Origin of the sequence: Halorubrum lacusprofundi ATCC 49239, assembly GCF_000022205.1 — an archaeon.
Lineage (GTDB): Archaea > Halobacteriota > Halobacteria > Halobacteriales > Haloferacaceae > Halorubrum > Halorubrum lacusprofundi.
Window position 1 is genome coordinate 1,969,005 of sequence record NC_012029.1, and the last position, 18,348, is coordinate 1,987,352.

General features: G+C 66.2%; 22 protein-coding genes. 14 read left to right on the forward strand and 8 right to left on the reverse strand.

What is annotated here, in order from left to right:
* Positions 1 to 57: 57 nt before the first annotated feature.
* Both HLAC_RS09800 and HLAC_RS09805 read left to right on the forward strand, forming a co-directional pair.
* The gene (locus tag HLAC_RS09800) at positions 58 to 759 is read left to right on the forward strand and encodes a helix-turn-helix domain-containing protein (RefSeq protein ID WP_015910674.1); all 702 of its coding nucleotides are present in this window, start codon (positions 58 to 60) and stop codon (positions 757 to 759) included.
* Positions 760 to 864: 105 nt separating this feature from the next.
* The gene (locus tag HLAC_RS09805) at positions 865 to 1,410 is read left to right on the forward strand and encodes a DUF1684 domain-containing protein (RefSeq protein ID WP_015910675.1); all 546 of its coding nucleotides are present in this window, start codon (positions 865 to 867) and stop codon (positions 1,408 to 1,410) included.
* Between the two features lie 80 nt (positions 1,411 to 1,490).
* On the opposite strand, the gene HLAC_RS09810 is transcribed toward HLAC_RS09805, so the two are convergent.
* Positions 1,491 to 2,528: a succinylglutamate desuccinylase/aspartoacylase family protein gene (locus tag HLAC_RS09810; RefSeq protein WP_015910676.1), complete on the reverse strand. Its 1,038-nt coding sequence runs from the start codon at positions 2,526 to 2,528 to the stop codon at positions 1,491 to 1,493.
* Between the two features lie 97 nt (positions 2,529 to 2,625).
* Between HLAC_RS09810 and HLAC_RS09815 the strand changes: the two genes are divergently transcribed.
* The 3 genes from HLAC_RS09815 (at position 2,626) to HLAC_RS09825 (ending at position 5,039) form a co-directional block, all read left to right on the forward strand.
* A complete protein-coding gene (locus HLAC_RS09815) occupies positions 2,626 to 3,870 on the forward strand; it encodes an ATP-grasp domain-containing protein (protein WP_015910677.1) in 1,245 nt (414 codons plus the stop codon).
* Between the two features lie 612 nt (positions 3,871 to 4,482).
* A complete protein-coding gene (locus tag HLAC_RS09820) occupies positions 4,483 to 4,668 on the forward strand; it encodes a hypothetical protein (protein ID WP_049933512.1) in 186 nt (61 codons plus the stop codon).
* Between the two features lie 164 nt (positions 4,669 to 4,832).
* Complete coding sequence (locus tag HLAC_RS09825) at positions 4,833 to 5,039, forward strand: hypothetical protein (RefSeq protein ID WP_015910679.1); 207 nt, start codon at positions 4,833 to 4,835, stop codon at positions 5,037 to 5,039.
* A 33-nt stretch (positions 5,040 to 5,072) separates the two neighbouring features.
* Here the strand turns inward: HLAC_RS09825 and HLAC_RS09830 are convergent, their stop codons facing one another.
* Together HLAC_RS09830 and HLAC_RS09835 are read right to left on the reverse strand one after the other, a co-directional pair.
* Positions 5,073 to 5,780 carry a DUF2270 domain-containing protein gene (locus HLAC_RS09830; protein ID WP_015910680.1) on the reverse strand — a complete coding sequence of 236 codons (708 nt, stop codon included), beginning with the start codon at positions 5,778 to 5,780 and terminating at the stop codon, positions 5,073 to 5,075.
* Between the two features lie 90 nt (positions 5,781 to 5,870).
* Positions 5,871 to 6,206 carry a DUF7113 family protein gene (locus tag HLAC_RS09835; RefSeq protein WP_015910681.1) on the reverse strand — a complete coding sequence of 112 codons (336 nt, stop codon included), beginning with the start codon at positions 6,204 to 6,206 and terminating at the stop codon, positions 5,871 to 5,873.
* 131 nt (positions 6,207 to 6,337) lie between these two features.
* On the opposite strand from HLAC_RS09835, the gene HLAC_RS09840 reads away from it, so the two are divergent.
* Together HLAC_RS09840 and HLAC_RS09845 are read left to right on the forward strand one after the other, a co-directional pair.
* The gene (locus tag HLAC_RS09840; RefSeq protein WP_015910682.1) at positions 6,338 to 8,215 is read left to right on the forward strand and encodes an ATP-binding protein; all 1,878 of its coding nucleotides are present in this window, start codon (positions 6,338 to 6,340) and stop codon (positions 8,213 to 8,215) included.
* 83 nt (positions 8,216 to 8,298) lie between these two features.
* The gene (locus tag HLAC_RS09845) at positions 8,299 to 8,751 is read left to right on the forward strand and encodes a universal stress protein (RefSeq protein ID WP_015910683.1); all 453 of its coding nucleotides are present in this window, start codon (positions 8,299 to 8,301) and stop codon (positions 8,749 to 8,751) included.
* 15 nt (positions 8,752 to 8,766) lie between these two features.
* On the opposite strand, the gene HLAC_RS09850 is transcribed toward HLAC_RS09845, so the two are convergent.
* Complete coding sequence (locus HLAC_RS09850; protein WP_015910684.1) at positions 8,767 to 9,054, reverse strand: DUF8072 family protein; 288 nt, start codon at positions 9,052 to 9,054, stop codon at positions 8,767 to 8,769.
* Between the two features lie 169 nt (positions 9,055 to 9,223).
* On the opposite strand from HLAC_RS09850, the gene HLAC_RS09855 reads away from it, so the two are divergent.
* The gene (locus tag HLAC_RS09855) at positions 9,224 to 9,946 is read left to right on the forward strand and encodes a DUF4013 domain-containing protein (RefSeq protein WP_015910685.1); all 723 of its coding nucleotides are present in this window, start codon (positions 9,224 to 9,226) and stop codon (positions 9,944 to 9,946) included.
* An 86-nt stretch (positions 9,947 to 10,032) separates the two neighbouring features.
* Here the strand turns inward: HLAC_RS09855 and HLAC_RS09860 are convergent, their stop codons facing one another.
* The 4 genes from HLAC_RS09860 to HLAC_RS09875 form a co-directional block, all read right to left on the reverse strand.
* Positions 10,033 to 10,509, reverse strand: coding sequence for a 50S ribosomal protein L11 (locus tag HLAC_RS09860; protein WP_015910686.1), 477 nt, complete (start codon positions 10,507 to 10,509; stop codon positions 10,033 to 10,035).
* A gap of 207 nt (positions 10,510 to 10,716) precedes the next feature.
* On the reverse strand, positions 10,717 to 12,093 hold the full coding sequence (locus HLAC_RS09865) for an MFS transporter (protein ID WP_015910687.1): 1,377 nt from the start codon (positions 12,091 to 12,093) through the stop codon (positions 10,717 to 10,719).
* A gap of 66 nt (positions 12,094 to 12,159) precedes the next feature.
* On the reverse strand, positions 12,160 to 12,969 hold the full coding sequence (locus tag HLAC_RS09870) for a TetR/AcrR family transcriptional regulator (RefSeq protein WP_015910688.1): 810 nt from the start codon (positions 12,967 to 12,969) through the stop codon (positions 12,160 to 12,162).
* 134 nt (positions 12,970 to 13,103) lie between these two features.
* A complete protein-coding gene (locus HLAC_RS09875; protein WP_015910689.1) occupies positions 13,104 to 13,298 on the reverse strand; it encodes a cold-shock protein in 195 nt (64 codons plus the stop codon).
* Positions 13,299 to 13,545: 247 nt separating this feature from the next.
* Between HLAC_RS09875 and sdhC the strand changes: the two genes are divergently transcribed.
* The 6 genes from sdhC (at position 13,546) to HLAC_RS09905 (ending at position 18,310) form a co-directional block, all read left to right on the forward strand.
* Positions 13,546 to 13,974 carry a succinate dehydrogenase, cytochrome b556 subunit gene (gene sdhC / locus HLAC_RS09880; protein WP_015910690.1) on the forward strand — a complete coding sequence of 143 codons (429 nt, stop codon included), beginning with the start codon at positions 13,546 to 13,548 and terminating at the stop codon, positions 13,972 to 13,974.
* 1 nt (position 13,975) lies between these two features.
* A complete protein-coding gene (locus HLAC_RS09885; RefSeq protein ID WP_015910691.1) occupies positions 13,976 to 14,350 on the forward strand; it encodes a succinate dehydrogenase/fumarate reductase transmembrane subunit in 375 nt (124 codons plus the stop codon).
* A 3-nt stretch (positions 14,351 to 14,353) separates the two neighbouring features.
* Positions 14,354 to 15,244: a succinate dehydrogenase/fumarate reductase iron-sulfur subunit gene (locus tag HLAC_RS09890; protein ID WP_015910692.1), complete on the forward strand. Its 891-nt coding sequence runs from the start codon at positions 14,354 to 14,356 to the stop codon at positions 15,242 to 15,244.
* 52 nt (positions 15,245 to 15,296) lie between these two features.
* Positions 15,297 to 17,126, forward strand: a complete 1,830-nt coding sequence (locus HLAC_RS09895) for an FAD-binding protein (protein ID WP_015910693.1) — start codon at positions 15,297 to 15,299, stop codon at positions 17,124 to 17,126.
* 222 nt (positions 17,127 to 17,348) lie between these two features.
* Entirely contained in the window at positions 17,349 to 17,576 is a 228-nt protein-coding gene (locus HLAC_RS09900) for a TrmB family transcriptional regulator (RefSeq protein ID WP_015910694.1), read from the forward strand.
* 98 nt (positions 17,577 to 17,674) lie between these two features.
* Entirely contained in the window at positions 17,675 to 18,310 is a 636-nt protein-coding gene (locus HLAC_RS09905; protein WP_015910695.1) for a uracil-DNA glycosylase, read from the forward strand.
* Positions 18,311 to 18,348 lie beyond the last annotated feature (38 nt).

Consider the following 18,348-nt stretch of genomic DNA (forward strand, 5'->3'; position numbering starts at 1 on the left):
GTTCGACGAAACCCGATTTCGGTAGTCTTTTGCGGCGCTCTGCCTTCGGATCGCGTCATGAGCGACGCACGCGAGGAGCTCTCCCGCCGGATCGCCGGCGAGATAACGCTCAGCGACGACCCCGGAGCGACTCTCCGAAAGTGGCGGACTGACTTCGACGTCTCCCAGACGGAGCTGGCCGACCAGCTCGATGTCTCCTCGTCGGTCGTCTCGGACTACGAGAGCGGACGCCGCGAGAGCCCGGGTATCGGCGTCGTCCGGCGGACGGTCGATGGGCTCTTGGACATCGACGAGCGACGCGGCGGCGGGCGGCTCCGACAGTACGCGCGCGTCCTCTCTGCCGGGTTCGAGAGCGACATCGTCCACGACCTCCGCGAGTACTCGACGGCAGTCCCCCTCGAAGAGTTCTACGAGGCGATGGGCGCGACGGAGATCGTGCGCGGCGAGCAGGACCACGTCAACGGCCACACCGTCATCAACTCGATCGAGGCGATCACCCGTCTCTCGAGCGAGGAGTTCTACCGGTTGTACGGCCAGTCGACGAATCGCGCGCTCGTGTTCACCAACGTCACCCGCGGCGAGTCGCCGCTGGTCGCGCTGCGGGTCGTGAGTCCGACGCCGAACGCGGTCGTGCTCCACGGGATCGAGGACGGCGACCTGTGGGACCACGCCGCCGACCTCGCCCGTGTCGACGGGTTCTCGCTGGCGATCTCGACCCGCGATCTCGACGACTGTCTGGCCGACCTGCAGGCGCTGTGAGGCGGTCGCCGCGGCTTTGAGGCAGTCGTCGCGGGCGAGTCGCCTTCGCCGGGCGATCGCACCCGGACCGCGACCCTGAAACCCCCGGCGACCCTCGCTGCGGACATGAGCGACGACTACGCCGAGCGGCTCCGCGCGAACCGCCGCGAGAAGGACGAGTTCTTCGCCGAGCACCCGCAGTCGCCGATCCCACCCGAACACCGCGAGGGGTTCGCCGGGCTCGATTACTTCGAGCCAAACCCCGACTATCGGGTCGAAGCGACGGTCACCGTTCACGACGACCCCGAACCCGTCGAGATGGAGACCACCGCGAGCAACCCGGTGCGGTACCTCCGGATCGTCACCTTCGCGTTCGAAGTTGGTGGCGACGAGCACACCCTCGCGGGCTACCGACAGGAGGGCGACGACGGCGCCATTTTCGTCCCCTTCCGCGACAAGACAACCGGTCAGCAGACGTACCACAACGGGCGGTACATGGAGTTGGAGCCGGACGGCGAACTCGCCGACGGCGACGCGGTGACGATCGACTTTAACCTCGCGTACTGCCCCTTCTGCGCGTACAGCGAGACGTTCTCCTGCCCGCTCCCGCCCGAAGAGAACTGGCTTGAGATCGTCGTCCCCGCGGGCGAGAAGACGCCCGACATCGAGTAACTGGTGGCCAGTGAGTGGCCGGCGACGGCGCCCAGACAATCACGGCCCCGCACGACACCGAATCGGTCGATCGACCGACCTCACTCCGCTGCGTTCGGCTGTCCGACGGGCTCCGGGGCGTCACCGGCTTCGATCGCTCGCCGAGTCGATTCATCGATCTCGACGAGGTGACACAGCGGATTCCCGGGGTAAACGACCGGGTTCTCTAGGAGGCCGATCAGCAGGCCGGTGAAGGGTGCTTCGACCACGACCTCGTCTTTCTTGAACGGGTTGGTGATCGTCGCGATCCGCTGGCCCTCGTGAACGAGTGAGCCGCTCTCGAAGTGGGTGTCGACGATCCCGCCGGAGTCTGCCCGGAGCCACGTCTTCTCGCCCGTACCGGCGACGATCGTCCGCCAGCCGGGCCAACGCACCGTATCGGTATCTAAGAGGCTGTACTCGGCGAAGACGGAGCGTACCCCCGCGAGCGCGTCGTCGATAAGCGGGCGCTGGAACCGGTGCGCCTCGCCCATCTCGATCGTGATCGTGGGAATCCCGTCGGCGGTCGCCTCGCCGCGGAGGGTGCCGCTCGGTCCGTCGCTGTCGATGACCACCTTCGAGCCGAAGGCCAACGCGAGGCGGTGAACGCCGTCGTCGGTCATGTCGCCGCGGACGTGGAGCATGTTCGTTCGACCGCGGGTGGAAGTGTGGAAGTCGAGCCCGAAATCACAGGGCGCGATGAAGTTCGAGTAGATCTGATTCGCCATCCGCTTCGAGCTGGTCGAGCCGGCCTTCCCGGGGAACGACCGATTCAGGTCGCGGTCGTAGACGGGGAGGTAGCGCTGTTGGGCGAGGAACCCCGGAACGTTGAGCACTGGGAGACAGACGAGGGTGCCAGCGAGCTTCGAGAGGTCCCACTCGTGGGCGACCTCGCGGACGACCTCGATACCGTTGAGCTCGTCGCCGTGGGCGGCCGCCATGAGGAACGCTGTCGGCCCGTCGCGCTCGCCGTTGACGATCGTCACGGGGATCCGAACCGGGTCGCCGAGGTACGTCTCGCTGATGCCGTAGCGGATGTTCTGCGTCTCGCCCGGCGGTACCGCGCCGCCGTTGTACGTGAACACCCGTTCGTCGCTCATGTCAGACTGGAGCACGGCGGAGAGTATATATATGGCGACCCGGCGGCCGCCGGTGGTGATCGGTCGACCTTTTACGGACGACTGCGCAGGGGGATCCATGAGTTCGGACCCGGTACGGGTGGGAGTACTGTCGCTGCACAACAGCAAGGAGACGAAGGCGATCTGCAACGCCGTCGAGGATCTGGGCCACGAGCCGGTGTGGCTCCGCGAGGAGAACGCGGCGATAAGCGTGGAAGACGGCGACGTGTCGGTGGAGCCCGCCGTCGACATCATCGCGAACCGGCTGCTGTTGTCGAACACGGATCAGCCCGCGGAGCTGCTCGGGCTGGCGACGACGTTCGAGCGCATCAGGCCGATGTTGAACGAGCCGAACGCCGTGCTCGCGTCAATCCACAAGTTCGCCACGGCGGCGACGCTCGCCGACTGGAACATCCGCGTGCCGGACGCGCTGCTCGCGCTGTCGAACGACCGGCTCAACGAGGGGCGCGAGCGCTTCGGCGAGGTCGGAGTTTATAAGACGGCGATCGGCACGCACGGCGGCGGAACGTGGAAGGTCGACCTCACCGAGCGCGTGAACCCGAAGGTGGGGAACCGGCAGGCGTTCCTCCAGAAGCTCATCGACCGCGATGACGAGGAACACCGCGACCTGCGCGTGTACATCGTCGGCGACGAGATCATCGGCTCGATGTACCGCTACGCGCCCGAGGGCGACTGGCGGACCAACGTCGCGCTCGGCGGCGCCGTCGAGGACGCGACCGACGACATGCCCGACGAAGCGGCGGAGACAGCGCTGTACTCGGCCGACGTGATGGACCTCGACTACGCCGGCGTCGACCTCGTCGAGGGGTACGACGGCTGGTACGTCCTCGAAGTGAACCCGACGGCCGGGTTTAAAGGGCTGTTCGAGGCGACCGGCACGAGCCCCGCCCCGTACATCGCGAAGCTCGCGATCGAGGCGGTCGACGGCGAGGTCGACGACGACGATGTCGAGCGCATCGCGGCGACGCTCGACGACTCGCGACCCGCCTGTGCCCCGCTCCCGAAAACGAACAGCTCCGAGCAGCCCGACATCGGGTATATCGAGGAGGTCGTCGTCACCGGCACCTCCGGGTCGACGCAGGCGCTCGCGAAGTCGGACACGGGCGCGACCCGAACCAGCATCGACACACAGCTCGCCGCCGAGATCGGCGCCGGGCCGATCAAGAGCATGACGCGCGTAAAATCCGGCAGCATGAAGGGCGGGAAGGCCCGCCCCGTCGTCGACCTCGTGATCGGTATCGGCGGGAACCAGCACACCGTCACCGCCAGCGTCGAGGACCGCGGCCACATGGACTATCTTTAATCAGCGAGAGAATCCCGCCGTTCACGGCGGGCGTGAATCGCGTCCGTTCCGTGACGCAACCGCCGCCAGTGGCACGGCCGGAACCCCCACCGAAACCGCTAAGTCGTCCGCAAACGTGTGTTTCGATAGGGTTACGCCACATCCCATTGCGAACGAGCGCGGGATGTGGGCCGCACTCCACCCATGTTTGCGGCGCGCGGGAAGCCCGGTTGATGGCCTTTGGCCGACAAGGTGTGAACCGTGCCGACACAGAACCGCGAGGTTCGACCGATTGGGTGAGAGCGGTCGGTTGAAAATCGACCGCGATGACACGCTTTCGGATGGGAGCGCCCGTGACAGCGCCACAAGACGCTCCCGGCCGAGGGTCGAAACCCGCCCCATCGACGCCGGGAGAGCCAGTCTTGAAACCGAACCGGACGACCGGGTTCCCCGCTGTGGAAGGGAAGCCCCGCCGTTTACGGCGGGCGAGGATGTCACCCGCTTCTCCTCGGCCGCGACATCCTCACCGACTACCGCGTCGACGTCCGCCGTCGTGCCGACACCGACGAGGCGGAGCGCGACGAGGCGGGCGAAATCTTGGAAGAAGAGTAGCGAGACGTCGTCGCCCGTCGAATGGCGGGCTCAGGCGGACGAGACGATGACGAGCCCCACGAACAGCAGCTCGACGCCAACAGCCGACCCGTCGATGGGGGTGTCTTCGGCTGGCAGCGCTCCGAGTCAGCCGAAGACGCCGCTTCTCGGCCGCCTCGGGAGGATCGGTCGGACATTCGGATCGCCCTTGTCGGCGCCGCACAGTAAGCGCGCGGCCCATGGAGCGGCGAAAGGGGAAGGCGAGCCCGGGCGAACACCGACGGATCGCGCCGAAGCCCGAGCGAGCGTCGGCGGTCACAGCCGGTCCAAGACACAGCGGTAGCGTCGGATCCCGAATAACGCTTTTGTACTTCCGGGTCGGACCGACGCGTATGAACAAGGGAACGGTGTCCGTGCCGGACGAGCAGTACGAGCGGCTCGCGGCGCTCGCGGCCGCCCGCGGCGTGAGCCCCGAGACGCAGCTGGCCCGACTCATCGACGACGCCTACGAGGGCCTCGATGGCGACGCGGATCCGGCCGGAACCCTCCCGCTCGGCGTCTGCGCCGATAACGAGGAAGCGGACGACGGCAGTGAGTAGCGGGCGCTCTCTGCCGATCACTTCCACTCCTGCTCACTTCCACTCCTCGGAGCGGTCGGTCGACTGCAGTTCTCCCTTCGCCTGCCGCGGACGCGTTCGGAGGGAGAGCCCGAGCACGACGATATAAAAACAGGCGACGCCAGCCAGAATGATCAGTCCCGGAATCGCGCCGACGGACGCGGTGGCAACGACGCCGCTCTCCGGCGGTGTGAACACCGTGAGGCGGACAATCCACGCCGCGATGAGGACGGTGAAGAGCGGGGTGTACACCCGTCGGAGCCGACGAGAGACCGCCTCGACGGCCGGCGTCTTGATCGTCGGCTTGCGGAGGTCGGTGCTCAGGAGCCCCCGCCAGTTCGACTGCTCGACGCCCTCGGGGTCGAGCGCGTTCGCGAACACGTTCTCCTCCAAGATCCGAACACGGGACCGCCACACGTCGTATATTCGGTACCGCCGGGCCTCGATGCTGAGGAAGACGGTGAGCATTACGAGCCCGATGAGCAGCACGTAGTGCGGGCGCGATTCGTTCGAGAACGTCCACGTGAGCAGCGACGCCGTCAGCACCACCGCCCAGTTCGTGGTTCGGTCGATGCGCGTGCGCCACGAGGCTGCCCGTCCGAGCTCCCCGCGGTAGGTGTGGGCCATAAGCGAGAGTAGCTCTGACCGGTCCCCTGCGGCTTCCGCGGCGACCTCGCGCTCCTCGCGCGATTCGGGATCGAAGTCCGCGGACGGGTCCGACATACGCTCCGTACCGCCTCCGAAGTAGTAAAACCCAGCATGGAACCGGTGCGATCCCAATAGAAGCGTCGGAGTCGGCGAAGAGTCGCGCGCTTAGGCCGGGTCTTCCTTCGTTACTTCAACCTCGACGCCGCTTGGGTCGACGCCAATTCTGGCGAACTGGGTTCGGACGTGTTCTTTCGCCGCAGACAGAGCCTGATCGCGGGTGTCGAACCCGCGCGGCATCGGTTCCTCGAACGCGACTCGGATCTCCTCGCCGTCGACAAGCAGGGCGGACCCGCCGCTTTCGACCTCGTAGAAAGAGTCGCACACCCAGACGTACGGGGCGTCCTCGTCGGGGGCGCCCTTGTAGGCGGGGGGTTCCTCACCGCGCTCGAACACCGTCCCGGTGAGCTCCGTCCCGCCGCCGCTGCCGCGAACGAGTATCATATCGCCGATACGGTCCGGAGACTCAAAAGGGGCCCGCGAGGCACCTTCGAGCTTCAAAAAGTCGGAGAGGACGCATCCCCGCTGGACGACGAGGGGGAAACGCTTTCGGGGTGGGAGGCGGTGGGTCTGCCATGACGCTGGAGGATTTCACCGAGTTCGGCGACGACGAGGGCGATGGCGGGGGAGACGCCGCCGCCGATCCTGCGACCGCTGGACGCGGCGGAACCGAGCGCGACGGCGAGGACGCAACCGACGGCGCCGACAAGAATTCGATCGACGGTGATGGCGAGGACGCAACCGACGGCGGGTTCGCCGCGTACGACGTGGAGCCGACCGGCGAGGACGTCGGGCTCGGCGTCGTCTCCGTCTCGCAGGGGCTCCGGGTCGCGGAGGACGCGGACGAGACGACGCTGAAAGCGTTCGTCACGGCGGGGAACCGCGAGGCGGTCCGGCTCGGAAAGTACCTCCTGGTCCCGTACCCGGACGGCGAGCGGCTGTTCTGCCGGATCACCGGGTTGGAGTACGCACAGGAGTTCCGGTCGGACGACGCCACCGAGATCCACGCTCGCCGGCAGATGCGTCGCGACGACTTCGCCGAGCGCGACTACAAGTTCATGGCCGAGCTGGAGCCGATGTCGGTCGTCTACGGGACCGGCGACGACATGAAACGCCGGATGACCGACCGGGTGCCGAAGCCGGGCGCAATCGTCGAGGAGGCCTCCGACGACGCCGAGATCAAGACCGGACTGAAGATTCCCGAGGACGGCGTCTTCCTCGGACACCTCTCCGTCGGCGGCGAGAAGGTGCGGACGGCGGCCGAGCCGCCCACCGTCGACTACCGCGTGAAGGACGACTACGCCGACGGCGACCCGCTCGCGTTCCGGCACACCCTCGTCGCCGGCGGGACCGGGTCGGGGAAGACCCACGCCTCCAAGAACGTCCTCCGGCAGTACCTCGATGCGGACCGCACCTACCCGACCGGCGACGGGAGGGAGTCGCGGATGGCGGTCGTCCAGTTCGATCCGCAAGACGAGTACGCGCAGATGCACGACGACAACCCGGACCTCGACGCCGATTTCGCCCGCCGGCTGGATCGGGAGGGGATCGCGTACGGCGGCCACGACGACACCGTCGCACTGGTGCCACGGGCCGCGAACGCGACGTATCCCGGCGAAGGCCACCGCGCCGAGCGCGTGGAGTTCACGATCCCCTTCTCGCTGGCGCAGGACATGCCGTGGCTCGTCGCCGGCTCCGGGCTCAACGAGAACCAGTACCCCGCCCTGTTGACCCTGCTGAACCGCTTCTTCCGCGATTACGGCGACTCGGGGACCTACAGCCAGTTCCTCTCGTACCTCGACGACCCGGCGCTGAAAGAGGAGCTCGACGAGAGCGGTCGGATCCACGAGGCGACGTTCGACGCCGTCAAGCGGCGGGTCCGCGGCGTCCCCGGCGGCGTCTTCGATCAGGACGCGAAGCCGATCACGGAGTTAGACCACACCCTCGTCCGACCGGGTGGTCTCTCCGTAGTTCCCACGTATCACCTCCCGACCTCCCGACAGAAGGAAATCGTCGTACTCGCGGTCGCGGGGCTGCTCGTCGACGACAAGCTCTCGAACGATCCGGACAGCGACCGGATCGAGGAGACCCCCCTCCTCATCGGAATGGACGAGGCGCACAACTTCCTTGCCGACGCCGACACCGTGCAGGCCCAGAAGGTCGTCCAGAAGTTTACGGAGGCGGCCAAGCAGGGACGCAAGGAGCGGCTCGGACTCTTCCTGATCACGCAGGACCCGCAAGACGTGGCCGAGTCCGTCTTCAAACAGATCAACACCAAGGTCGTCTTGAACCTCGGCGACGAGGACGCGATCTCAAGCGTCAACATCCCCTCGAACCTCGCCGGCAAGGTCCCGTACATGGAGAAGGGACAGATGGTGGTCTACTCGCCGGACAACTCTGAGCCCGTCGAGCTGATCGGGCTCTCGAAGTGCGTGACACGGCACGGGGATTGAGCGACGCATCCGGACCGGAATCGGATTGCGGTCGCGTCGGAGTCGCCGCCGCCCTTTTTACGCCGAGCGAGCGAAGCGCGCACATGGCCAAACGGATCCTCGTTGCGGTCGACGGATCGACGGAGGCACGGGACGCGCTGGCGTTCGCGGCGTCGGAATGGCCCGACGCCGAACTGACGGCGCTGCACGTTATCAACCCCGCCGACTCGGCGACGGGCGCGGATGGCGGGTTCCCGGGTGCCGCCGACCAGTGGTACGACAGCGCCAAACAGCGCGGCGAGCGGATCCTGACCGAGGCGACCGCGGCGGTCGACCGCGACATCGAGACGAGATTGGAGGTCGGTCGGCCGACAGCGACGATACTCGGCGTGGCGGGCGGCGAGAAGCGGGTCGGCGACGACGACGACCCGGGCGAGCCGTTCGACCACGTCGTGTTAGCGAGTCAGGGTCGGACCGGACTCTCCCGAGTCCTACTCGGAAGCGTCGCCGAGGGCGTGGTCCGTCGCTCCGAGGTGCCCGTCACCGTCGTTCGGTGAGGCCGCCCGAGTCGATCACTCTTCCGCGGACTCCGCCTCGGTCACCTCGCCGACGATCGTCCACCCCTCCTCGTCGGGGCCCGACCGCCCGAGTAGCACGGACTCGTAGTCGTCCGAGGTGATGAGCCGGAACTCGGCGTCGCCGTCGGCGTCGGTGCGGATCCCCTCGCCGCGGAACTCCCGCTGGAAGAACTCGGTCGAGGAGAACTCGAAGACGCCGGCGTCGTCGCCGTCGATCGCGAGCCGAACGGGCCGGGGTTGGATGTTGTGGATGCGCTTGGCGATCGGATTGAGGTCGGGCATATGGGAACGTCCACGGGATTCGGAAATAAAAGCGCCGTCCGAGCTGTCCGCATCGTTCGTGTCATTCACGCTGTCCGCATCGTTCGAGCGGAATCGACAACTGCGTCTCCCGGGTGAAACGACCGTACGAGGTTAATACGTCTTAGCGCGTTGTTACGTGGGATCATCCATGATATCTGAATCGCTCAACTACCTCCGCGACGGCGACGACGCCATCGTGACAGTGGCAATCGGCGGAGTACTGCTGCTCGCGAGCCCGCTCCTGATCCCCTCGTTCCTCGTACTCGGATACCTCATGCGCGTCATCCGGCAGACGGCCGACGGCGACGACGAGCCGCCGGTCTTCGAAGCGTGGAGTGATCTCCTCGTCGAGGGGCTGAAGGCGTTCGTCGTCACGTTCGTCTATTCGTTGCTGCCGCTCGCGATCCTCGCGGTCGCCGCCGTGTTCGGTATCGGCGCGGTCGTCGTCGGGTCCGGTGACGGCACCGGCGGCGTCCTCGGCGGCCTGATCGGCGGACTGTTGGCGCTGCTGCTCGTCGTCGTCGCACTCGCCGTCTCGCTCGCCGGCGTCTACGTGACTCCGGCCGCGCTGGCCGCGGTCGCCGATTCGGGACGCGTCGGCGACGGCTTCGCGGTCGGCACGCTCTGGGGCGTCGTCACGAAGCGGGCGTACGCTGTCGGCTGGCTCACTGCCGTCGCGGTGGTGTTCGCCGGCTCGTTAGCGATCGGCGTGTTCTCTATCGTCCCGATTCTCGGAACGATCGCCGGGGTCTTCGTCCAGTTCTACGCGATCGTCGCCGCGGCAGCCATCATCGGCTGGACGTGGACCGACGTGCGGCCGGTCGCGACGGACGTTGCGGAGCCCGACCCCGTGAATCGGCCCGCCGTGTGAGTCGTCGGGTTGGTGAGACTCATCGATATTCGGCGGCGACGAAACAGATAGCGTGAAAAAGCCGCGACTGCGAGCGGGAGCGGAAGTTACTCGTCGAGAACGTCGTCGTAGTCGCCGGCGTCGACGCGGTCGTCGAACGTCCGGGCGTCCTCGCCCTCGATGGTGACGCCGAGGGAGGCGCAGGTACCGCCGACCTCCTTGGCGGCGTTTTTCACGTCGTACGCGAGCAGGTCGGTCGACTTCTGCTCGGCGACCTTCTTCACCTGTTCGATCGACATGTCCGCGACGAAGTCCACCTGGGGCTCGCCGGAGCCGGTCTCGAAGCCGGCCTCGTCTTTGATCAGTTCGGCCGTCGGCGGGACGCCGACCTCGATCGTGAAGGAGCCGTCGTCGTCGTACTCGACGGTGACGGGCACTTCCATGCCGTCGAACGCGGCGGTCTCGTCGTTGATCTGCGCCACAACGTCCTGAACGTCTACCGGCGTCGGCCCGAGCTCGGGACCGAGCGGCGGGCCAGGGGTGGCCTGCCCGCCGGGGACGAGCGCTTCGATAGTTCCAGCCATATCCGTATGAACCCGGTGGCGACTTTTAACGGTTGTTCTTTCGGGCAGGGGGAGCCAGCGGTTCGCACACTTCCGATATCGACCGCGGTGCGGGGATCGGTTCGTGTGTCTGGACGAGTCGGCTTGAAGCGCGTTTATAAATGCACCCAGTGATGATCGCTTTGACTTATAAATCGCAGTGGCGGACGGTCGGTGACTAACCGTTGACTACGGCTCCGTGGGGGGCGACCCCTCGCCCGGGTCCGTCTCGCCCGCGGTGCGTCCGGGAAGGAACGTCCCGGTCTCTCGGCGGACGCCAACGAGGAGCGCTGCGCCCGCGGCGAGCGGGAGGATCGCGCAGGCGGCGTAGATGGGCGCGAAGCCGACCGACTCGATCAGCGGGAGCGACACCATCGGGCCGAGGCCGCCGCCGACGTCGCCGAGGACGTTGTTCGTCCCCGAGGCCCGACCCATCCGCTCGTCGGGGGTCAGGTCCGCGAGCAGGGCCATCATCGGGCCGCTCGTCCCGCCCTGTCCGGCGCCGATGAAGATGCAGGCGAGTCCGAGTGAGACCACCGATTCGGCCCGGGCGAGCAGCAGGAACCCGACGAACGAGACCACGAGGAACGTCAGCAGTATCGGCGTCCGGGAGTCACGAGTGTCCGAGATCCGCCCGCCGACGAGCATGAAGAACGCGGCCGAGAGGACCGTACCGGCCATGAACAGCCCGGAGGTCCCCTGCGGGGCGAGCCCCAACAGGGAGATGTCGTTTGCGCCGAGGAACAACACGAGCGTGGAGAACAGCGCGCCGATGTACGCGAACATCAGCCCGAAGTTGACCAGCCCGACGGTCACGGCGGGGACGGCGGTGTCGATATCCCACGGCTTGATCGAATCCCCGGAGCGATCGCCCGTGACGTGCGTCTCCGGGACGTAGCGGTATGCGACGACGCTGGCGGTGAGCGCGAACGCGGCGGCGACGGAGAAGGCGGCGATGTTGCCCGCGATCGCGGAGACGACGCCGCCAAGCACGAGCCCCGCTGGGAACCCCATCGTGATCCCGCCGCGGACGACGCCCATATTCGTCCCCCGCGAGCCGCTGTCGGAGAGGTCGGCGGCGATGGTGTAGGCCGTCGCGAACACCGCCGCGGAGCCGAACCCCCAGAGAATGCGCGCGAGCAGGAACCACGTCTCGGGCGCGACGACGATCGCGATCGGGGTGAACCACTGCTCCGCGCCGACGACCAGCGGACCGGCCGCAAACGTCGGTAGCGACGCCGCGATCGGGCGGAGCGACTCGGCGGGCGGCATCGCGAGCGCAACGACGTATCCGAGGGTGGCGACGCCCTCGACGAACAGCCCGGCGACGAACGGTTTACGCGTTCCGTACCGGTCGACTAAGGCGCCGGCGGGCGCGTTCGCGACGAGGCGCACCCACCGGTTCGCGGAGAGGATCACGCCGACCATGAACGCCGAGATGCCGAGCACCGCGCCGAGGTTCGGGAGGATTGGGAAGACGACACCGCCGCCAAAGCCGACGAAAAAGGTGCTGGCGATCACCGCGAGCAACACGGTCGGCGGCCGGTCGATCCCGAGCAGTCCCACTTCAGTCACCTCCTCTCGTCGCGACAGCGGTGGGAAGAATCATCGCCCGGCACCTCGGGCCGCCCGTCATTCGTTTTCATCCTCGTCGACCGGCGTCATTGCCGCGATTCCCGCTTCGAGCGATGGTCGCTCCACGCCCTCGGCGAGCAGCGGTTCGACGATCCGACGGAGGGTCGCCTCCGCGACGGCCCGCGTGTACGTCGGCTCGGGACGGTCGACGGCGTCGAGGGTTCCGGTTCCGGACGCGTCGCCGCCGGATGTGCCTCCGGACGCGCTACCGCCGGTCCCGTTCCGACCGGAATCGTCCGTATCCGACCGGTCACCGTTCATACCGGGACTCCCCGCTGCGTTCGCGCCCCGGCTCAGCGTGATCTGTCGCGTCCGCGCCCCGTCGAGGGTCGCGACCAGCAGCGCCGCGGTCTCCTCGACGTCGACGTCGCGGAAGACGCCCTCTTCGATGCCCGATTCGAGGATGTCGACGACGGTGCCGCGGAGCAGCCGATCACTCCGGACGAGCTGTTCGCGGATCGGCTGGTTGAACGGCCCCTGCGTGCGGAGTTCGAGGAGAGCGATGTGGAACGCCTCGCGGTCGATCGCCTCGGGCTCGAAAACGAACCACCCGATAAATCCCGAGAGCCGCTCTACCGGGGGGTCGTCCGCGTGGGCCGCGATCCGCCGCTCCGAGTCACTGATGACGTGATCGAGGAAGGCGACGAGCAGATCCTCTTTCGTGTCGTAGTGGTAATGGAGCAAGGACTTGCTCTTCGAGCACTCGTCGGCGATATCCTGCATCGTCACGTCGGCGTAGCCGTGGGCGCGGAGCGCGCGATAGACCCCGTCCATGATCTCGTCGGCCGCGCCCGGCTGCTCACTCATTGACTGACCGGTCAGTCAGCCACCAGTAAATCCCTATCGGTCGGAGAACAATCGGCCGCTACGCCGGATAACGCAGTCGCTCGGAGGCGTAGAACAGTCGAAAAGCCGATACAACCTGAACGTCGTCGCCGGAGTTACAGGCGAGTGACGTTCGTCGCGCGCGGACCCTTCTCGGCCTCCTCGATGTCGAACTCGACTTCCTGACCCTCCTCGAGGTCCGGGCCGCCGACGTCCTCCATGTGGAAGAACACGTCCTCGTCCGCGTCGTCACTCTCAATAAACCCGTAGCCGCCAGTGTCGTTGAAGAAGTCAACCTTCCCTTTCGCCATTGCACCTGTATAGTGGAACGGATCGCATAAAAGGCTTCCGCGAGGGCACAACCGTGCGAACTACCCGCACGAACGAGCCTTACAGGACATCTTATACGCACGTTACAAGAGTCCTAATCGGCTCTTCGTTCGAGTCGGAAACTGGTGACAAAAATTTAAGATGTCACCGACGGCTCCGGGTGGTGAGTCCCCGAAGACTCCGCCACGTTAGTAACTACTATACGACCCCGGTGCGGAACCGTTAGGTATGAGTCAGTCGTACAATCGAGGCCTCATCGAGGACTTCAGCCGCTGGCGGGAGTTCCAAGCGGGGATGTGGGCCTGGATCTTTCATAAGTTCACGGGGTGGGTGCTCATCGGCTACTTGTTCACTCACATCGCCGTGTTGAGTACCGCGATCCCGGCAGCCGACGGCGCGACGATGCTTTTCCAGGGATCGGAGACGGACGTGTTCACGGGGACAATCGTCAGTCTCGAAGGGCTGCTGCTGGTGCGCATCCTGGAGGTCGGCCTGCTCGCGGTCGCCGTCTTCCACATGCTCAACGGCACTCGGCTCCTCCTCGTCGACCTCGGCGTCGGGCTGGAGGCACAAGACAAGAGCTTCTACGCGTCGCTAATCCTGACCGGAGCGATCACTGTCGCGTCGATTCCGACGTTCATCGCGGGGGCGTTCTAAGATGGCAGAGCGTTACTCCTCGTTCAACTCCGGCGGTCGGATGTGGCTGCTCCAGCGCGTCACGGCGGCGTTCCTACTGATCGTGCTGGCGTTCCACTTCTTCCTGCTCCACTTCGTCCACCACGCGGACGAGGTCACGCTCGCGGCCAGCTCGGCGCGGATGGAGCAGCTGAGCTACTACTCGCTAATGGTGCTGTTCCTCGTAACGGCGACGTTCCACGGGGTCAACGGCGTATACAACGCCCTCATCAACCAGGGGCTGACCGGCACCAAACGCACGGTCGTCAAGTGGACGCTCGTAGCCGCGAGCGTCGTGCTGCTGTTCCAGGGGATTCGGACGGCGAACGCGTGGGCGGGCGGCTTCCCACTGCTCTGAACTATGAGTACGCAGACACCGACACAGACTGAGGAATCGACCGAAACCGACGCCGAGACCGAGGTGCCCTCGAAGGGCGACGAGCGTCGAGAAGAAAAGCGACGACGCGCCGCCGAGGAGCGCACGCGTCGGCAGGCCGAGGAGGCCGAGAAGGCCGCCGCCGATGAGGAGACGGTCGAGCTGAAGGTGTTCCGGTACGACCCCGAGATCGAGGGGAAACAGGAGCCCCGGTTCGACACGTTCCACGTCCCGTTCACGAAGGGGATGACCGTCCTCGACGCGCTGATGTACTCGCGGGACACGTACGACTCGTCGCTTACGTTCCGGCACTCCTGCCGGCAGGCCGTCTGCGGCTCGGACGCGATGTTCGTCAACGGCGGGCAGAAGCTGGCGTGTAAGACCCAGATAGCCGATCTCGAACAGCCGATCCGCGTCGAGCCGCTCCCGCACGCCGAGGTCGAGAAGGATCTCGTCGTCGACTTGGAGCACTTCTACGACCAGATGGAGGCCGTCGAGCCGTACTTCCAGACGAACGAGTACCCCGACGGGGAACTGGAAGAACAGCGCCAGACGCGGGAGAACCGCGAGAAGATCAAGATGTCGACCCGGTGTATCTGGTGTAGCGCGTGTATGTCTTCGTGTAACATCGCCGCCGGCGACAACGAGTACCTCGGCCCCGCCGCGATCAACAAGGCATACCGGTTCGCGATGGACGAACGCGAGGGCGAGGAGATCAAACAGAAGCGGCTGGAGATCATCGAACAGGAGCACGGCGTCTGGCGGTGCCAGACCCAGTTCTCCTGTACGGAGGTGTGTCCGAAGGACATCCCCCTCACCGAGCACATCCAGGAGCTGAAACGCGAGGCCGTCAAGAACAACCTGAAGTTCTGGTGAGCGTGGTGGACACGCTCAAGGGACTCCAAATCTAACGAGATACCATACAACAATGCACGAACACGACGTTATCGTTGTCGGCGCCGGGGGGGCGGGACTCCGGGCGGCGATCGCGGCACAGGAAGCGGGGGCCGACGTGGCCATCGTCTCGAAGCTCCACCCGGTCAGATCGCACACGGGCGCGGCCGAGGGCGGCATCAACGCGGCACTGCGCGACGCCGACTCATGGGAGGACCACGCATACGACACGATGAAGGGGTCCGACTACCTCGGTGACGCGCCGGCGGTCGAGGCCCTCTGTCGGGAGAGTCCGGAAGAGGTCATCCGGCTCGAACACTGGGGAATGCCCTTCTCCCGCGAGGACGACGGACGCGTCTCCCAGCGACCGTTCGGCGGGCTCTCCTTCCCCCGGACCACGTACGCCGGCGCGGAGACCGGCCACCAGATGCTCCACACGATGTACGAGCAGGTGGTCAAACGCGGGATCACGGTATACGACGAGTGGCACGTGATGGAACTCGCCGTCACCGACGAGGACGACCCGGCCGACCGGACCTGCCACGGCGTCGTCGCCTACGACATTCAGAGCGGCGAGATCAGCGGCTTTAGCGCCAAGAACGGTGTCATTCTCGCGACCGGCGGGATGGGACAGGTGTTCGATCACACCACGAACGCGGTCGCAAACACCGGCGACGGCGTCGCGATGGCGTACCGCGCGGGCGTCCCGATGGAAGACATGGAGTTCATCCAGTTCCATCCGACGACGCTCCCGTCGACGGGCGTCCTCATCTCCGAGGGTGTCCGCGGTGAGGGCGGTATCCTCTACAACAGTGAGGGCGAGCGCTTCATGTTCGAGCACGGCTACGCGAACAACGACGGCGAGCTCGCTTCCCGTGACGTGGTCTCCCGCGCCGAGCTGACCGAGGTCAACGAGGGGCGCGGGATCGAAGACGAGTACGTCCACCTCGACATGCGGCACTTGGGCGAGGAGCGCATTCTCGACCGGCTGGAGAACATCCTCCACCTCGCGGAAGACTTCGAGGGCGCAGACGGGCTCACGGAGCCGATGCCGGTCAAGCCCGGTCAGCACTACGCGATGGGCGGCATCGAGACGAACGAGTTCGGCGAGACCGTCATCGGCGGCCTTTACGCCGCCGGTGAGTGCGCCTGCGCGTCGGTCCACGGCGCGAACCGTCTCGGCGGCAACGCCCTGCCTGAGCTCATCGTCTTCGGGAAGCGCGCCGGGCGTCACGCGGCCGGCGAGGAGATGGGCGAGGCCGAGGTCACGACCGGCAAGGACGGCGAGTGGGAGCCCGCCGACTACGAGTTCGAGGTCGAGGTCGGCGAGACCGGCGGGCAGGATCCCGCCGCGGCCGACGGCGGCGCGGTGGCGACGGACCCCGATGGCGTGCTCGAAGCGGAAGTTGAGAGCGCCAAAGACCGCGTTGAGGAACTGCTCTCGCGGAAGGGTCGCAACCACGCCGAGACCCGCTCGAAGGTCCAGCAGACGATGACCGCGAACGTCAACGTGTTCCGCGAGGAGGGTCGGCTCGAGGAGACGCTTAGCGACCTCCACGAGGCGCGAGAGACGTACAAAGATGTCGCCGTCTCGGACCCGTCCCGGACGTTCAACACCGACCTCATCCACACGATGGAGACCCGGAACATCCTCGACATTGCCGAGGCGCTGACGATGGGCGCGCTCGCGCGACGGGAGTTCCGCGGCGCTCACTGGCGCAAAGAGCGCCAGGAGCGCGACGACGAGAACTGGCTGAAACACACGCTCGTCTCGTGGAACGACGGCGAGCCGGAGCTGTGGTACAAGCCGACGATCCTCGAAGGAGAGAACAAGACGTACGAACCGAAGACCCGCTCGTACTGAACCGCGATTCAGACACGATCAATCCGGATCGTTCACGGTCTCCTATCCGTCGTCGGTCGAAAGCCGACAACGGTACCGCGAGCGTGACGACGACAACGCCACCGACATCGATCGCGTTCTAACGCATTTTCGGCGCGTTTGGCCTTCTATCTCCCGCTTGCTGACTTTCGACGATCGTTGAATAGGGGGTTTATTATCGTCGAAGTCAATGGATCGAACAAGATGTTAGAGACAGAGACCGCACCCACCGCGGCGCCGGCCCTGCCGCCGGAGCTGCAGTCTCCCCGCGCGAAGCTCGTGTACCTGTATCTGACGACGAACGGCGACGCGACCGTCTCGGAGATGGGCGATTCGCTGGGCATGAAGAAGCTCTCGCTGTACAGCATTCTGAAAACCCTCCGGAAGGAGGGCATGGTCGACTGCGACGGTACCACCTACGCGCTGAACTAACGGTCCGTCTCGTTCGTTCTCGTTCGTTCTCGTTCGTTCTCGTCCGTCCCCGATCCCGCCAGCGGAGCGTTTACCAGCCCGCGGGACGCAGTGCATCCGTGGACGCGAACCAGAAAGAGCTCCGGAACCCGTTCGGGATGGACACTGACTGTGAGAACTGTCCCGAGCTGTGCGGCCCCCGCGACCGGGTCGTTCACGGTTACGGCGACGTGGGTGGTGAGTTTCTCGTCGTCGGTACGCGGCCGAGTGCGACCGCCGAGGCCAACGGTATCCCCTTCACCGGTGCGGGCGCCGGGGAGCGAGTGCAGTCGATCTTCGCCGACCTCGGGTTCGTCCGGTCGGCGCCGGACGCGACGGAGCCCGACGTGCAGAACATCTTCTTTACGAACCTAACGCGGTGTCGCCACCCCAAGCGCGAGCCGACCGACCGAGAGGTCGAGACCTGCGAGCCGTTCCTCAACGCGGAGATTCGGATGATTAATCCGCAGATCATCGTCCCCGTGGGCGAGCGACCGCTCCGCGAGCTCGCGGTCGCGTACACCACCCGGCGTCCGGACTCCTTCGATATCGACGCCGAACACGCGACGACGATCCGGGGCCGCGGCTTCGAGCTGGTGCCGATGAAGGAGCCGTCAGAGATGACCGACACCGAGGCCGACGCGTTCCGGGAACACATGCGCGAGAACGTGTTGAGTCGGGATTACCGGCAGACGAAGGGACGACAGAGTCGCTGAGCGCACCCGTCTCGCGGCCGGAGAGGTAGGGAGTCAGC

Coding starts and splice junctions, on each gene's coding strand:
- HLAC_RS09830 (WP_015910680.1), bottom strand. CDS start 5,780: ATGTCGGACCCGTCCGCGGACTTCGATCCCGAATCGCGCGAGGAGCGC.
- HLAC_RS09845 (WP_015910683.1), top strand. CDS start 8,299: ATGGCCAAACGGATCCTCGTTGCGGTCGACGGATCGACGGAGGCACGG.
- HLAC_RS09895 (WP_015910693.1), top strand. CDS start 15,297: ATGCACGAACACGACGTTATCGTTGTCGGCGCCGGGGGGGCGGGACTC.
- HLAC_RS09855 (WP_015910685.1), top strand. CDS start 9,224: ATGATATCTGAATCGCTCAACTACCTCCGCGACGGCGACGACGCCATC.
- HLAC_RS09870 (WP_015910688.1), bottom strand. CDS start 12,969: ATGAGTGAGCAGCCGGGCGCGGCCGACGAGATCATGGACGGGGTCTAT.
- HLAC_RS09885 (WP_015910691.1), top strand. CDS start 13,976: ATGGCAGAGCGTTACTCCTCGTTCAACTCCGGCGGTCGGATGTGGCTG.
- HLAC_RS09850 (WP_015910684.1), bottom strand. CDS start 9,054: ATGCCCGACCTCAATCCGATCGCCAAGCGCATCCACAACATCCAACCC.
- HLAC_RS09860 (WP_015910686.1), bottom strand. CDS start 10,509: ATGGCTGGAACTATCGAAGCGCTCGTCCCCGGCGGGCAGGCCACCCCT.
- HLAC_RS09840 (WP_015910682.1), top strand. CDS start 6,338: ATGACGCTGGAGGATTTCACCGAGTTCGGCGACGACGAGGGCGATGGC.
- HLAC_RS09805 (WP_015910675.1), top strand. CDS start 865: ATGAGCGACGACTACGCCGAGCGGCTCCGCGCGAACCGCCGCGAGAAG.
- HLAC_RS09810 (WP_015910676.1), bottom strand. CDS start 2,528: ATGAGCGACGAACGGGTGTTCACGTACAACGGCGGCGCGGTACCGCCG.
- HLAC_RS09815 (WP_015910677.1), top strand. CDS start 2,626: ATGAGTTCGGACCCGGTACGGGTGGGAGTACTGTCGCTGCACAACAGC.
- HLAC_RS09875 (WP_015910689.1), bottom strand. CDS start 13,298: ATGGCGAAAGGGAAGGTTGACTTCTTCAACGACACTGGCGGCTACGGG.
- HLAC_RS09900 (WP_015910694.1), top strand. CDS start 17,349: ATGTTAGAGACAGAGACCGCACCCACCGCGGCGCCGGCCCTGCCGCCG.
- HLAC_RS09825 (WP_015910679.1), top strand. CDS start 4,833: ATGAACAAGGGAACGGTGTCCGTGCCGGACGAGCAGTACGAGCGGCTC.
- sdhC (WP_015910690.1), top strand. CDS start 13,546: ATGAGTCAGTCGTACAATCGAGGCCTCATCGAGGACTTCAGCCGCTGG.
- HLAC_RS09820 (WP_049933512.1), top strand. CDS start 4,483: ATGGCGGGCTCAGGCGGACGAGACGATGACGAGCCCCACGAACAGCAG.
- HLAC_RS09835 (WP_015910681.1), bottom strand. CDS start 6,206: ATGATACTCGTTCGCGGCAGCGGCGGCGGGACGGAGCTCACCGGGACG.
- HLAC_RS09890 (WP_015910692.1), top strand. CDS start 14,354: ATGAGTACGCAGACACCGACACAGACTGAGGAATCGACCGAAACCGAC.
- HLAC_RS09800 (WP_015910674.1), top strand. CDS start 58: ATGAGCGACGCACGCGAGGAGCTCTCCCGCCGGATCGCCGGCGAGATA.